The following is a 13346-nucleotide window of genomic DNA, read 5'->3' as shown; positions in this document are numbered from 1 at the left end:
CGCTGACACCGTCCCGTCGCGACGGCCCGGCGGGCAGATCGCCCGGTAGCGTCCCAGGTCATGAGGATTCTGGTCACCGGCGGCGCCGGGTTCATCGGTTCGACGGTCGTGCGCGCTCTGGTCGCCACGGGCCACGAGGTCCGGGTGCTGGACGCACTGCTGCCCGCCGTCCACCCTTCGGGGTCGGCTCCCGGCCTGCCGGCCGGCGTCGACTTCCGACACGGCGACGTACGGGACGCGGCAGCGGTGGAGCGCGCCCTGGCCGGGGTGGACGCGGTCTGCCACCAGGCGGCGATGGTCGGTCTCGGGCTCGACCTCGACGACGCACCCGCGTACGCCGGCTGCAACGACCTCGGCACGGCGGTGCTCCTGTCCGCGATGGCGCGCGCGGGAGTGCGGAACCTGGTCCTGGCCGGATCGATGGTGGTCTACGGCGAGGGCCGGTACGCGTGTCCGGAGCACGGGACCGTGGCGCCCGGTCCACGGCGCCCGGAGGATCTCGACGCGGGCCGGTTCGAGCCGCCGTGCCCGGCGTGCGGGGCCCCGCTCCGGCCGGGCCTGGTGGCGGAGGACGCACCGGGTGATCCCCGTAACGTGTACGCCGCGACCAAGCTCGCCCAGGAGCACCTGGCCGCCGCCTGGGCCCGCGCCTGCGGCGGATCCGTCCGGACGCTGCGCTACCACAACGTCTACGGCCCGGGCATGCCGCGCGACACCCCGTACGCCGGGGTGGCCTCGCTGTTCCGCTCCGCGCTCGCCCGTGGTGAGGCTCCCCGGGTGTTCGAGGACGGCGGCCAGCGCCGGGACTTCGTCCACGTCGACGACGTCGCGGCGGCGAACCTCGCCGCCCTGGAGGACGTCCGCGGCGGGCTGCCGGGCCGCGCCCGGGCGTACAACGTGGGCAGTGGGGAGGTGCGCACCATCGGCGAGATGGCCGAGGCGCTGGCCGACGCCCACGGCGGACCGGCGCCGGTGGTGACCGGCGAGTACCGGCTCGGGGACGTCCGGCACATCACCGCCGACTCCTCCCGGCTGCGGGCGGAGCTGGGCTGGCGAGCCCGGGTGCCGTTCCGTGCGGGGATGGCCGAGTTCGCCGCCGCAGCCCTGCGGACCTGACTACCCGGGCGCCGCCGGGAGCGCGATCTCGAAGCAGCAGCCTCCGGCGACGTTGTGCACCCTGGCCCGGCCGGAGTGGGCCTCGACGATGCCGCGGACGATGGCCAGGCCGAGCCCGGCCCCGCTGTCCCCGCCCTCTCCGGGATCGCGCCGTGGCGTCCGGGCGGCGCTGCCGCGCCAGCCGGTCTCGAACACGCGGGAGAGGTCCTGTTCCGGGATTCCTCCGCAGCCGTCGGTGACCGAGAGGACGACCTCGTCCACCTCCCGGCGGGCCGAGACCGCCACGACGCCGTCCTCGGGCGTCGAGCGGATCGCGTTGACGAGGAGGTTGCCCAGCACCCGGGTGATCTCGCGGCTGTCCACCTCGACCGGCTCGGCGGCGACCTGGTGGCCCTCCAGCCGGACGCCGCGCCGGCGGGCCAGGGGGTGGGCGCCGGCCAGTGCGTCGTCGACCAGGTCGTAGACGGACACCCGGGACACCGACAGGGACAGCGCGCCGGCCTGGATGCGGGAGAGTTCGAAGAGGTCGTCGACCATCCCGGTGAGCCGCTCCACCTCGGTGCGGATCCGCGTGAGGTAGTGCTCCGGCTCGTCGGCCACTCCGTCCTCCAGGGCTTCGGCCATGGCGCGCAGCCCGGCGAGCGGGGTACGCAGGTCGTGGGAGATCCAGGCGATCAGCTCGCGCCGCGAGGCGTCCAGCGCCCGTGCCCGGGCCCGGGACTCGGCGAGCCGGGCGCTGGTCGCGGCGAGTTCCTCACTGAGCTGGGCCAGTTCGAGCCCGAGCGGGTGGTCCGGCGCGGTGAAGCCGGCGTCGCTCCCGACCGTGCGGGCGGCCGCCGTCAGAGCGCGGCTGCCCGCCACCACCTGGCGTCCGAGCAGCGCGGCCGTGAGCAGCGAGACCACGGACGCCATGCCGAGGACGGTTATCACCACCCCGAGGTCGTGCCCGGACAGGAACATCGCCTGGGCGACGGCGAACGTCCCGGAGGTGACGGCGAGGACGGTGACGACGGCCACGCAGAAGAGCGAGAGCGCCACCGAGCGCCGGCGCAGCAGCCGCACGGCCAGCCAGCCGAGCAGGCCGGCGCCGGTGGCGCCGAGCCCCGCGAACAGGGCGATCAGCAGCAGGTCCTTCACGCCGGGCCGTCCGTCTCGTCAGCCTTGTCCGTCTTGTCGGCCATGGGGTCGTAGCGGTATCCGACGCCCCAGACCGTGGTGATCAGTGTCGGTGCGGCGGGATCGTCCTCGACCTTCTCGCGCAGCCGGCGGACGTGGACGGTGACGGTGGACAGGTCGCCGAAGTCCCAGCCCCAGACCCGCTGCATCAGCTCCTGCCGGGTGAAGACCGTCCGGGGGTACCGGAGGAGGAAGGCCAGCAGGTCGAACTCCCGCAGGGTGAGCAGGAGTTCACGCCCCCTGCGGTCGGCTCGGCGGGCCCGCGGGTCGAGCGTGATGTCCCCGGACACCAGCCGCACGGGAGACGGCGCCGGGGAAGCCCCGGCGCGGGAGCGGCGCAGCACGGACTGGACGCGCAGGACGAGTTCCCGCGGGCTGAAGGGCTTGGTGACGTAGTCGTCGGCGCCCAGTTCCAGGCCGAGGATGCGGTCGGCCTCGTCGCCCTTGGCAGTGAGCATGATCACCGGGAGGTCGGCGCCGTCGTCGGTCGCGCGCAGCCTGCGCAGGATCTCCAGCCCGTCGATCCCGGGGAGCATGAGGTCCAGGACCAGGAGGTCGGGCCGGTGGGCGCGGGCCAGGTCCAGGCCTCGGTCGCCGTCGCAGGCCCGGTCGACGTGGTGGCCGGCCCGGGTGAGGTAGCCGGCGACGACCTCGCCCACGGTGAGGTCGTCGTCGATCACCAGGATGCGGGCGGGGTCCGGTGGGCCGGCGGAGGCGGGGCTGTCGTTCACGTCGCCGAGGATACGAGGCGTGGCCGCCGTGGGGTGCCCCACCCTGGTCGACGTTCGTGTTCCGTAAGATCGCGGCTCCGGCCGCACGCCGGTCCCTCCGCCGGCGAGCTGACGTAGGACTTCCGTAAGGGCGCGGTTCGGCCGCCACCGACCCACCCGCCCCTAGCGTGGCCGACGTGACCTCTCCGACTCCCCCGTTGCCGGGTGCCGATGCGACCTCTCCGACTCCCCCGTCGCCGGGTGCCGATCTGATCCTGCCGTGCCTGGACGAGGCCGAGGCCCTGCCTTGGGTGCTGCGGCGCGTCCCCCCGGGCTGGCGGGCGATCGTCGTCGACAACGGCTCCCGCGACGGCTCGGCCGAGCTGGCGCGCTCGCTGGGCGCAACCGTCGTCGAGGAACCGCGACGCGGCTTCGGCGCCGCGTGCCACGCCGGGCTGCTCGCCGCCACCGCCGAGCTCGTCTGCTTCATGGACTGCGACGGCTCGCTGGATCCCGCCCAGCTGCCGCGGGTCGCCGCTCCCGTCCTCGCCGGCTCCGCGGACCTGGTGCTGGGCCGACGCCGCCCCGCGACCGCCGGGGCGTGGCCGCCGCACGCCCGCCTGGCCAACGCGTTCCTGGCGCGCCGGCTGCGGGCGAGGACGGGAGCGCCGCTGCACGACCTCGGGCCGATGCGGGCCGCCCGCCGTGACCGGCTGCTGGCCCTGGGCCTGGGCGACCGCCGCTCCGGCTACCCCCTGGAGATGGTGCTCGCCGCCTCGGCGGCCGGGATGCGGATCGCCGAGACGCCCGTCGACTACCTGCCCCGCGCGGGTCGCTCCAAGGTCACCGGAACCGTGCGCGGCACCCGGCAGGCCGTCCGCGACATGCGGGCCGTCCTGGCCGCACCGGCCCCGACCCTGCTGGTGATCGCCAAATCGCCGGTCCCGGGCCGGGTCAAGACCCGCCTCACCCCGCCCTGCACACCCGAGCAGGCGGCGGCGCTGGCCGAGGCCGCCCTCACCGACACCCTCACCGCCCTCTCCCGGATGCCGGCCGGACAGCGGCTGCTCGTCCTGGACGGCGCCGTCGGCGCCTGGCTCCCACCCGGCTGGCAGGTCGTGCCGCAGGCGGACGGCGGACTGGACGCCCGGCTCGCGGCGGCCTTCGCGGCGGCCGCCGGCCTCGCCCCGGACGCGCCCGCCCTGCTGGTCGGCATGGACACCCCGCAGCTGGACGCCGCCCTCCTCGCCGAGTCCCTGTCACCCGCCCGGCGCACCGGCGTCGACGCCTGGTACGGCCCGGCCGGCGACGGCGGGTTCTGGGCGCTCGGGCTGGCCAGGCCCACCGAGCGGCTGGCCCGGCGGCTGCTCCTGGGCGTGCCGATGTCCACGCCGGACACCGGACGGGCCCTGCTCGACCGGCTGGCGGCGGAGGACCTGACGATCAGCCACCTCCCGGTGGTCACCGACGTGGACACCATCCGGGATGCGCGTCACGTCGCCGCAGAGGCTCCGGACGGCAGGTTCGCGGCCTGCCTCCGATCGATCGGGACCGCCCGGGAGGTGGCGGAGTGACCGTCGCGTCGGAGGCGTGGGTGGACGACCCGTTCGCCGAGGCCGTCCGCGCCGGCCGGGGCCCGTTGTGGCTGCGGGGCGAGGACGGCCGCCGGATCCCGCTCGACGTCGAACGCTGGTGCGCACCGGCCGCCGGAGCGGATCACGGGCTGCTGCTGCGCTGCACCCGGCTGGCCGCGCCGGTGGTGGACCTCGGCTGCGGCCCCGGCCGCCTGGTCGCGGCCCTGCTGGGCCTGGGCGTGCCGGCGCTGGGTGTCGACGTCACCGGAGCCGCGGTGGCCCGGACCAGGAGCCTCGGCGGGCCGGCCCTGCGCCGGTCGGTGTTCGACCGGCTTCCCGCGGAGGGCCGCTGGGGTGGCGCGCTGCTCGCCGACGGCAACCTCGGCATCGGCGGCGACCCGGGGCTGCTGCTGGGCCGCAGCGCCGAGATCCTCGCTCCGGGTGCCGTACTGCTGGTCGAGGTGGAGCCGGCGGAGGTCGACGAACGGATCACCGTTCGGGTCGAGGGCGCCGACGGGCGGGTCGGGCCGCCGTTCGCCTGGGCCCGCTGTGGTGCGACGGCCACCGCCCGGCGCGCCGACCGGGCCGGGCTCGTCGAGACCGAGCGCTGGTCCTCGCACGGCCGGCACTTCCTCGCCTTCCGGAAGGCGGCCCGTCCCCGCTGACGAGGCGTATTTCCGTCACTCCTCGGCGCCCACCGCCACGGCCGCCCGTCCCGTGCGGCGCCGGCGCAGCAGCGGGACCAGGAGGACGACGCACAGCGCCGTTCCGTACGAGAGCTGCTGCGCCTCCTGGCCTCCCGTCAGGTAGAGCGCCTGCCCCGCGGCCGGGACGGCCAGCCACTCCCAGCGGCCGTCGAGTGCGACCATGGCGACCACGAGCAGCCCGTACCACGGGTAGGAGGGCGCGACGAGCAGCAGCGCCGTGCCCGTCACCAGCAGCGCCCCGGCCCACGGCCGGCTCGGGTCGCCCCGGCGCAGGACCCCGACCACCACCACCGCGAGGACCACGGCCGCCGCCCAGGGCAGGAGGCGGTCGGGCAGCACCAGCCGCAGCAGTCCGAACCGGTCGATGTGCCCCTGCTCGTAGCCCTCCTCCCGCAGGTAGCCCGGCAGGTAGCCCAGGACGGAGGTGCCCGAGGCCACCACGTACGGCAGGTAGGACAGCGCGAAGGCACCGAGCGCGGATCCGAGGAGCAGGACGTCGTTGCGGGTCGGACGCCGGGCGAGCAGACCCGACAACGCACCCGGGAGGGCGAGGGCCGGCAGCAGCTTGGCCGCGACCGCGCCGCCCAGGAGGAGCCCGCCGCGGACGGCTCGGCCCCGCACCTCTCGGGCCCGCACCGCGCAGCCCAGCCCGGCGACCGTGAGCAGCACACCGAGCGTGTCCACGTGCGCGTCGTTGACGGCCCACACCGTCACGCCCGGGAACCACCCCCACAGCGCGGCCCGCCACTTCTCCCGGCCCACCGTCAGCAGGAGTCCGGTGGTCGCCACCGCCAGTACCGCCCCGCCGGCCTGTACCCCGCGGATCCCGCCGCCGAACGGAAGCACCGCGACGAACCACGCCTGCGCCACCGGCGGGTAGACGGTGTGCACGGCCGGCCGGTTGATCCGGGTGCAGTCCCCTGCCGTGGTGAGTCGCTCGTCCCAGCCCGCGCACCCGTCTCCCACCGGGAAGAGTCCCGGATCGCGCAACCGCGCCAGCGCCGGATCGTCCGGGGTGTGGGCGTACGGCGAGATCCCGGCCGCCTGCACCCGACCGTCCCAGACGTAACGGTAGGCGTCGTCGCTGGTGCGCGGCGGGGCGAGCAGCCCGACGGCGGCCACGGCGGCGGAGCCGGCCAGGACCAGCGGCACGACCTGCCCGCCGGGCACCTCGCGCAGCAGCAGCACCGCGACGACGAAGAGGGCGACGTCGAGGACGTACCAGCCGGGGAGCGGGAGGGCACCGGCGCGGGCGACGGTCAACGCGAGGGCGGTCACCAGGGCGGCGAGAGCGAGGAGGCAGGGCAGGACGGTACGGGAGGTCACGCCGCCCACCCTCCCACCGGCCCGCCTCCCCGGCCCCGCCGGCGAGGCCGCCGTTCGGAATCCGTAAGCACGTCGGAGCTCCGGCGGGACGTGCCGAGGCGCTTCGATGGGCGGATGGAAACCGAACCCGCCGACTCCGGCGCTCCCGCCCCCCGCCGCCGCCACGACCCGCCGCTGCCCGCTCCCCCGGCGTTCCTGCGTCGCGGGCCGTTCCGGCAGGGGGCTTTCACCTCAGCCCTGCACGAGCCGCGGACCGTGGTCGTCATCGGCCGCTGGCTGGGCGCGTCCCTCCTGGTCTGCTTTCTGACCGGCCTGACCAGCCATCTGCTCCAGGACCCGCCCGGCTGGCTCGCACCGCACCTGCCCGCACGGCCGGTGAACGGCTACCGGGTCACCCAGGGCCTGCACGTGATCAGCGGCCTGGCCGCGGTCCCGCTGGCCGGCGCGAAGCTCTGGGCGGTCTACCCCCGGCTGTTCGAGTGGCCGCCGGCGCGCAGCGTGCTGCACGCCCTGGAGCGGCTCGGCATCGCACTCCTCGTGGCGGCCGTCCTGCTGGAGCTGTTCACCGGCCTGCTGAACACCCTTCAGTGGTACCCGTGGCCGTTCCCGTTCCGGCAGACCCACTTCTGGCTGGGCTGGCTGGCCACCGGCGGACTGCTGGTCCACCTGGCCGTCAAGGCGCCGCTCATCGGCGCGCACTGGTGGCGCCGGGCCGCTCCGGTCCTGGCGCAGCGCCGCGCGTTCCTCACGACGACCACCGCCGCCGTCGGTGCCGTCACCCTCGTCACCGCGGGACAGAGCGTGCCCTGGCTGCGCGCCGTGGACCTGCTGGCCCCGCGCCGCCCCGACCTCGGCCCCCAGGGCCTGCCGGTGAACCGCACCGCCGCCCAGGCCGGAACGGTCACGGTGCCCGCCGACTGGCGGCTCCGGGTGGACGGGCCCCGGCCGTACCAGCTCACCCTCCCCGAACTCGTCGAACTCCCGCAGCACTCGGTCGAGTTGCCCATCTCCTGCGTGGAGGGCTGGAGCGCCGTGGCCCGGTGGACGGGGGTCCGGCTCTCCGAACTGGTGCGGCGGGCCGGAGCCCCGCCCGGCTCGGCGGTACGGGTCACCTCGCTGGAGGCCGAGGGGCCGTACCGGGTGATGGAGATGCCCGCACCGTACGTCGACGATCCGCTCAGCCTGCTCGCCCTGCGGGTCAACGGCGACGTCCTGGCAGCGGACCACGGATTCCCCGCCCGCGTCATCGCGCCGAACCGGCCCGGCGTCCTGCAGACCAAGTGGGTCACGCGCATCGAGGTGATCGCATGACCGCCGGGCTCCGGGCTCTGCTCCTGGCCGCCGGCCTCGCCGTGATCGGCTACGGCCTGTACGGGCTGCTCGGCGACCCGTACATCACCGACCCGGTGGAGGTCCTGGTCTGGGCGTTCGGCGGGCTGGTGATCCACGACGGGCTGTGGGTGCCGCTGGTGTGCCTGCTCGGCTCGTCCCTGGTGCGCGGGCCCGTGCTGCGCGGCTGGCTGGTCGTCGCGGCGGCCGTCACCGCCGTCGGCCTGCCGGCCGTCCTGCGCGCCGACGACGACCACGGCAACCCGTCGGTGCTGCCACTGCCCTACCTGCGCAACTGGCTGCTGGTGCTGGCCGCCACCGCCGGTGTCGCGCTGCTGGTCGCGCTCGCCGGACGGTGGCGGCACCGGGACCGGGCCGCCGGGCGCCGGAACCGGGCCGCCAGACACCGGGACCGGGCCGTCAGGCGCCGGTCACCCCGGGAAGACCCGTCGTGAGACCGTCCAGGGCGTGACCGCAGGGGCACTCGCGCACCGCCGGCAGCCGCTCCAGTGCCTTGAACAGCACGGTGCGCAGCCGGTCGACGTTGCGGGCGAAGACCTTCAGCACCTCGGCGTGGGTGACGCCCTCCCCGCTCTCCACCCCCGCGTCGAGGTCCGTGACCAGGGCCACCGAGGTGTAGCAGAGCCCGAGTTCACGGGCCAGCACCGCCTCGGGGTGGCCGGTCATGCCGACCACCGACCAGCCGTTGGCGGTGAACCAGCGGGATTCGGCGCGGGTGGAGAACCGCGGCCCCTCGATCACCACCAGGGTGCCGCCGTCCACCGGCTCCCAGGCCGCGTCGCGGGCCGCGTCCATCGCCGCGTGCCGCCCGGCCGGGCAGTACGGGTCGGCCATCGACACGTGCACCACCCCGGGGACGGTGCCGTCCGGCAGCGGCAGCCCGTCGTAGAAGGTCTGCACCCGCCCCGACGTCCGGTCGACGAACTGGTCCGGCACCAGCAGCGTGCCCGGCCCGTACTCCGGCCGCAGCCCGCCCACCGCACACGGCGCCAGCACCTGCCGCACGCCCAGACTGTGCAGCGCCCACAGGTTCGCCCGGTAGTTGATGCGGTGCGGCGGCAGCCCGTGGCCGCGCCCGTGCCGGGGCAGGAACGCGACCCGGCGCCCGGCCACCTCCCCCACGAACAGCGCGTCGCTCGGCGCCCCGTACGGGGTGTCCACCCGCAGCTCGGTCACGTCGTCCAGCAGCGCGTACAGCCCGGAGCCACCGATCACGCCCACCTCGGCGCTCGGCAGGACGTCCTGGTCGACCGTCATCGCAGTCCACCTCTCTTCTCGGGAACAAGCTCCCGGCAACTGTAGGAACGGACGGCGACGGAACCGGCGCGCCGGGCCTTACGAATCGTGAACGTCCCCACGCCGTGCGCGCGACACGGAGGCCCGGCCGGGCCGTCACCCCGGGAGAGCCCTGCCCACCGCACGCACGAAGCGGGGAGTTCGAACGGCGGCGGCACGTCGGTTCACGCTCTCTGGCGGGGAGTCGGGCGCGCTGATCAACGACGCCCGCCGCACCCGGTCACCCCGCCCGAGGGGCCACGGCCCCGGGCGGGCCGCCCACGCGGGACCCCCGGGAGGGAGCCCCGCGTGCGGCTTCGGTACCGGTCGGGTCGCGGTCAGTTGCCGCCGTGGATCAGACGCAGCGAGAAGCTGTCGTCAGTGGGCAGGGACGGCGTGCGGATCTGCGTCACCCCGGTCGCGGCGTCGTAGTACCAGCCCGAGCCGGCCGCGTCGAGTGCGGCCGCCGAGTCGAGCCGGGGCAGCGGGCCGTCGTCGGTGACCACCAGGCGCGGGGCGGGGCGGCCGTGCACGGTGAAGCGGTAGCCCCGCTCGGCCGGCTTGCCGGCGTAACTGCCCTCGCTGGCACCGACGTCGACGGTGGTGACGGCCCGGTTGGTGTGCACGTCGACCTGCTGGGTGGCCGAGGACCCGGCGGTGAACTGCCGGGTGACGCCGTCGTCCTCGTACAGGGTGTAGGAGGAGTCGCCGTTCGCCTGCGGGTAGAGGTCGTAGTCGAGTTCGGAGCGGTCCCGGTTCTCCCAGGAGAGTGTGCCCTTGGGCCACATCGGCACGATCGCACCGCCGCGGACGAACAGCGGCAGGGTGTCGAGCGGGGCGGAGTAGCCGTTGACGGTGGTCGGGCCCTGGTAGGTGCGACCGGTCCAGTAGTCGGTCCAGGTGCCCTCGGGCAGGTAGATGCCGTCGCGCACGCTGGTGTCCGAGTAGACCGGTGCGACCAGGAAGTCGGGCCCGGCCAGGAACTCGTACTTCGCGTTCGGCCCGAGGGCGTCGGTGTCGTGCGGGTACTCCAGGGCGAGCGGGCGGACCGCGCCGATGCCGGTGCGGGTGGCCTCCGCGGACAGGCCGTACATGTACGGCAGCAGCCGCTCCTTGAGCTGCAGGTACTTGCGGTTGATGGAGGTGTACGGCTCGCCGTCCAGCCAGGGCTGCTGGTCGCGCTGCTGCTTGCCCGTCATGTCCTTCGCCCAGCCGTCCATGGTCATGATCGCCGGGAGGAAGGCCTTCCACTGCAGGTCGCGGGTGTACATCTTCGGGTCGCGGCGGAAGATCGAGCCGACGTCGCCGGTGTCGTAGGCGATGCCGGACATGGTGGCGCCGGCGTAGGTCGGGATCTGCCAGCGGATGTAGTCCCAGGACAGGCTCTGGTCGCCGCTCCACAGGACGCCGCAGCGCTGCGCGCCGGCCCAGGAGACCGGCAGCCAGACGAAGCCGCGGGCGTCGCTGCTGTCCTCGATGCCGGCCTTGGCCTGGTCGCAGGCGTTCAGCGCGAAGTCGTAGCCGTTGCCGACCCAGGCCACGTCGAGCTTGCGCACCCGCACGCCGGCCTTCACCTCGGCGGCCTGGTCGGGCAGGCCGTTCTGGGTCCAGAGGCCGAGCTGGGCGTGGTCCTTGCGCAGGCCCTGGCCGGTTTGCGCGAGGTTCTCGTAGCCGCAGCCGTAGCCGTCGTTGACCAGCATCCAGCCCAGCGGCATCTGCTGCTGGACGTAGCCGTCGGCGACCTTCAGCGCGTCCAGGGTGTGGCGCTCGCCGCGGTTGGCGTTGTGCAGGTAGCAGTCGGAGTCGCCGGGCTCCAGGCCGTAGACGGGAGGCATGAAGGGCTTGCCGACCAGGGCGGTGTACCGGCCGATCACCGACTTGACGTCACCGGTGAAGTAGTAGGCGTCCAGGCGGCGTTCCTGCTGTCCCGTACGGACGGGCGAGCCGAAGTCGTAGATCCCGGGCGCGAAGGTGTTCCGGAGGACGCCGTAGCCGGCGGTGGAGACGTAGAACGGCTGGGAGTTGTTGTAGCCGCCCTCGTTCCAGTCGAAGCTGTTGGCGACGTGGATGGTCTGGTCGCGGTGCGAGAAGGAACCGTTCTGCTCGCCGCCGCCGAAGAACTGCTCGTCGGCGCCGCGCACCAGGCTCTGCCGCAGTCCGCTGGTGCTCCAGCGCAGCGGGGCGTCCTCCTGCCAGAGGGCGGTGCGGTCGTCGGCCTTGTACAGGCCGAACCGCAGGGGGTGCTTGTAGACCCGCAGCACCAGGCCCTTGGAGCGGATGCCGTAGTACGCGCCGGCGTCGAAGGTGCTGGTGTCGCGCTGGGGCTCGGGCTGCGTGCGGATGATCGTGCTGCCCGCCGGGTCGGTGAGGACGCCGTCCGGGGCGGCGCGCAGGCGCAGCTGGTCGTCGGCGAGGAAGTCGACCTTGGCCTTCAGCGTGCCGGCGGAGACGTCGTAGCTGCCCTGGGAGCCGCCGAAGGAGGTCAGGTCGCCCGCGTCGGCGGTCTGCGGCAGGTAGGCCGTGCCGGTGTACGAGCCGCCGTGGACGTCGTAGGGGACGACCAGGACGCGGTAGCTGCCCGAGGCCTTCGGGATCACCGTGGCCTCCGGGTCGGCGGTGCCCGCGCTGCCGGCCACCTGTTTGCCGGCGGCGTCGTAGATGTAGAGGTCGAAGTCGTCGGTGGGGTTCTGCCAGCGGACGGAGACCGGGACGCCGCCCTCCGGGTTGTCGTCCCAGTAGCCGGCCGGCACGTTCACGGTCAGGTCGAAGTGGTCGCAGACCGCGCCGCCCGGGTCCTGCGCGGCCGGCGGGCAGGAGGCGGGGTCGCCGAGGGTGCCCTTGGCGTACTGCGGGCTCTGCCAGGTGACGCTCTGGTGGCCCTGGTCGAGGACGGCGGAGCCGGGGGTCGCGGCCCGGGCGGGCAGGGCGGGCCCGGCCAGGGCGGTGATGCTGCTCAGGGCCACGGCGAGGGCGGCCCGGCGGAATCGGGGTCGGCGGAGTCGGAGCCGGGTCCGGGTCCGGGTCCGGTGGGGTTCGGGTCGTCGTAAGCGCACGGTGGTGCCTCCGGTCGAGAGCTGGGTGGCTGGCGGGCGAGGAGCAGCAGGCGGCGCCGGGGCGGGGCGGGTCCGGGGCGCGTTCTCAGTCGTGGTGGTCGCGCAGGACGACGGAGCGGGTGAGGTGGCGCGGCCGGTCCGGGTCGCAGCCGCGCGCGTCGGCGACCGCGACGGCCAGCCGCTGGGCCCGGACCAGGTCGGCCAGCGGGTCCAGGTCCGTCGCGGCGTCGCCGGACCCGGCGACGAGCAGGCCGCCGGCCCGGGCGATGTCCTCGGTGAGCCCGGCGGGCAGCGGGCCGAAGGCCCAGGCGACCCGGCCGGGCGCGGCGATGGCGATCGGCCCGTGCCGGTACTCCATGGCCGGGTACGCCTCGGTCCAGGCCCCGGCCGCCTCGCGCAGCTTCAGCCCGGCCTCCAGCGCCAGCCCGTACGTCCAGCCCCGGCCGAGGAAGGTGAACTGCTCGGCGCCGCTCACTGCGGCGGGCAGCGGCTCCGCGACGGCCCGTTCGGCGTCGCGCACCGCCCGGGCGAGCGGGCGCACTCCCGCCGCGAGCGCGCCGTCGGCCTCCAACTGGGCCCGGAGCAGGGCCAGTACGGTGGTCGCGAAGCGGGTCTGCACGACCGAGCGCTCGTCGGCGAAGTCCAGCACGGCGACGGTGTCGGCCAGTGCCATGACCGGCGTGCCCGGATCGGCGGTGAGGGCGCCGGTGGGCACCCCCGCCGTGCGGGCGCGGGCGAGCAGGTCCAGTACCTCGGTGGTGGTGCCGGAGCGGGAGATGGCGAGCACCCGGTCGTAGCCGCGCCCGTGGGGGAACTCCGAGGCGGCGAAGGCGTCCGTCTCGCCGTGGCCGCCGCTCTCGCGCAGCGCCGCGTAGGCCTGGGCCATGAACCAGGAGGTGCCGCACCCGGTGACGGCGACCCGCTCGCCCCGGCGGGGCAGGACGTCGGCGTACCGGGGCAGGGACGCGGCGGCGCGGCGCCAGCACGCGGGCTGGGAGGCGATCTCGGCGGCGGTGTGGGAGGTCATGCGGCGGCTCCTTCGGATGGGGGTGGCCGTAC

Annotated in this window: 11 protein-coding genes and 1 pseudogene; 6 read left to right on the top strand and 6 right to left on the bottom strand. The window is 75.1% G+C overall.

Annotated features, from left to right (window positions below; genetic code table 11):
• The first annotated feature begins 60 nt into the window (after positions 1 to 60).
• Complete coding sequence (locus tag ACZ52R_RS28295; protein WP_465614791.1) at positions 61 to 1116, top strand: NAD-dependent epimerase/dehydratase family protein; 1056 nt, start codon at positions 61 to 63, stop codon at positions 1114 to 1116.
• Here the strand turns inward: ACZ52R_RS28295 and ACZ52R_RS28290 are convergent, their stop codons facing one another.
• Positions 1117 to 2253, bottom strand: a complete 1137-nt coding sequence (locus tag ACZ52R_RS28290) for a sensor histidine kinase (protein ID WP_465754388.1) — start codon at positions 2251 to 2253, stop codon at positions 1117 to 1119. It abuts the gene before it with no gap.
• Positions 2250 to 3023: a response regulator transcription factor gene (locus ACZ52R_RS28285; RefSeq protein ID WP_465754387.1), complete on the bottom strand. Its 774-nt coding sequence runs from the start codon at positions 3021 to 3023 to the stop codon at positions 2250 to 2252. The genes ACZ52R_RS28290 and ACZ52R_RS28285 overlap by 4 nt, the downstream gene beginning before the upstream one ends.
• 197 nt (positions 3024 to 3220) lie before the next feature.
• Between ACZ52R_RS28285 and ACZ52R_RS28280 the strand changes: the two are divergent.
• The 3 genes and pseudogenes from ACZ52R_RS28280 to ACZ52R_RS28270 all read left to right on the top strand — a co-directional run.
• Positions 3221 to 3952: pseudogene (locus ACZ52R_RS28280) on the top strand (glycosyltransferase family 2 protein); the annotation flags it as partial.
• A 96-nt stretch (positions 3953 to 4048) separates the two neighbouring features.
• Positions 4049 to 4576, top strand: a complete 528-nt coding sequence (locus tag ACZ52R_RS28275; protein WP_465615269.1) for a DUF2064 domain-containing protein — start codon at positions 4049 to 4051, stop codon at positions 4574 to 4576.
• Complete coding sequence (locus ACZ52R_RS28270; RefSeq protein WP_465614789.1) at positions 4573 to 5241, top strand: class I SAM-dependent methyltransferase; 669 nt, start codon at positions 4573 to 4575, stop codon at positions 5239 to 5241. Before ACZ52R_RS28275 ends, ACZ52R_RS28270 begins: the two co-directional genes overlap by 4 nt.
• 15 nt (positions 5242 to 5256) lie before the next feature.
• Here ACZ52R_RS28270 and ACZ52R_RS28265 read toward each other — a convergent pair whose 3' ends face one another.
• Entirely contained in the window at positions 5257 to 6609 is a 1353-nt protein-coding gene (locus ACZ52R_RS28265; protein ID WP_465754386.1) for a glycosyltransferase 87 family protein, read from the bottom strand.
• A gap of 114 nt (positions 6610 to 6723) precedes the next feature.
• Between ACZ52R_RS28265 and ACZ52R_RS28260 the strand changes: the two genes are divergently transcribed.
• Entirely contained in the window at positions 6724 to 7920 is a 1197-nt protein-coding gene (locus ACZ52R_RS28260) for a molybdopterin-dependent oxidoreductase (RefSeq protein ID WP_465754385.1), read from the top strand.
• Entirely contained in the window at positions 7917 to 8393 is a 477-nt protein-coding gene (locus tag ACZ52R_RS28255) for a hypothetical protein (protein ID WP_465614786.1), read from the top strand. The genes ACZ52R_RS28260 and ACZ52R_RS28255 overlap by 4 nt, the downstream gene beginning before the upstream one ends.
• Here ACZ52R_RS28255 and ACZ52R_RS28250 read toward each other — a convergent pair.
• The 3 genes from ACZ52R_RS28250 to ACZ52R_RS28240 form a co-directional block, all read right to left on the bottom strand.
• A complete protein-coding gene (locus ACZ52R_RS28250) occupies positions 8359 to 9216 on the bottom strand; it encodes an S-methyl-5'-thioadenosine phosphorylase (protein WP_465614785.1) in 858 nt (285 codons plus the stop codon). The two genes, ACZ52R_RS28255 and ACZ52R_RS28250, sit on opposite strands and share 35 nt — an antisense overlap.
• Positions 9217 to 9572: 356 nt before the next feature.
• Complete coding sequence (locus ACZ52R_RS28245; RefSeq protein WP_465614784.1) at positions 9573 to 12197, bottom strand: glycoside hydrolase family 31 protein; 2625 nt, start codon at positions 12195 to 12197, stop codon at positions 9573 to 9575.
• A gap of 175 nt (positions 12198 to 12372) precedes the next feature.
• A complete protein-coding gene (locus ACZ52R_RS28240; protein WP_465614783.1) occupies positions 12373 to 13314 on the bottom strand; it encodes an SIS domain-containing protein in 942 nt (313 codons plus the stop codon).
• Between the last annotated feature and the right edge of the window lie 32 nt (positions 13315 to 13346).

It is taken from the genome of Kitasatospora sp. NPDC034023 (assembly GCF_055575795.1).
The sequence above is the reverse complement of the archived record's forward strand: the minus strand, read 5'-3'. Positions and strand labels throughout refer to the sequence as shown.

What these genes read in the sequence shown, in the direction of transcription:
- ACZ52R_RS28295 (WP_465614791.1), top strand. Translation starts at nt 61, where the DNA reads ATGAGGATTCTGGTCACCGGCGGCGCCGGGTTCATCGGTTCGACGGTC.
- ACZ52R_RS28275 (WP_465615269.1), top strand. Translation starts at nt 4,049, where the DNA reads ATGCCGGCCGGACAGCGGCTGCTCGTCCTGGACGGCGCCGTCGGCGCC.
- ACZ52R_RS28260 (WP_465754385.1), top strand. Translation starts at nt 6,724, where the DNA reads ATGGAAACCGAACCCGCCGACTCCGGCGCTCCCGCCCCCCGCCGCCGC.
- ACZ52R_RS28255 (WP_465614786.1), top strand. Translation starts at nt 7,917, where the DNA reads ATGACCGCCGGGCTCCGGGCTCTGCTCCTGGCCGCCGGCCTCGCCGTG.
- ACZ52R_RS28250 (WP_465614785.1), bottom strand. Translation starts at nt 9,216, where the DNA reads ATGACGGTCGACCAGGACGTCCTGCCGAGCGCCGAGGTGGGCGTGATC.
- ACZ52R_RS28240 (WP_465614783.1), bottom strand. Translation starts at nt 13,314, where the DNA reads ATGACCTCCCACACCGCCGCCGAGATCGCCTCCCAGCCCGCGTGCTGG.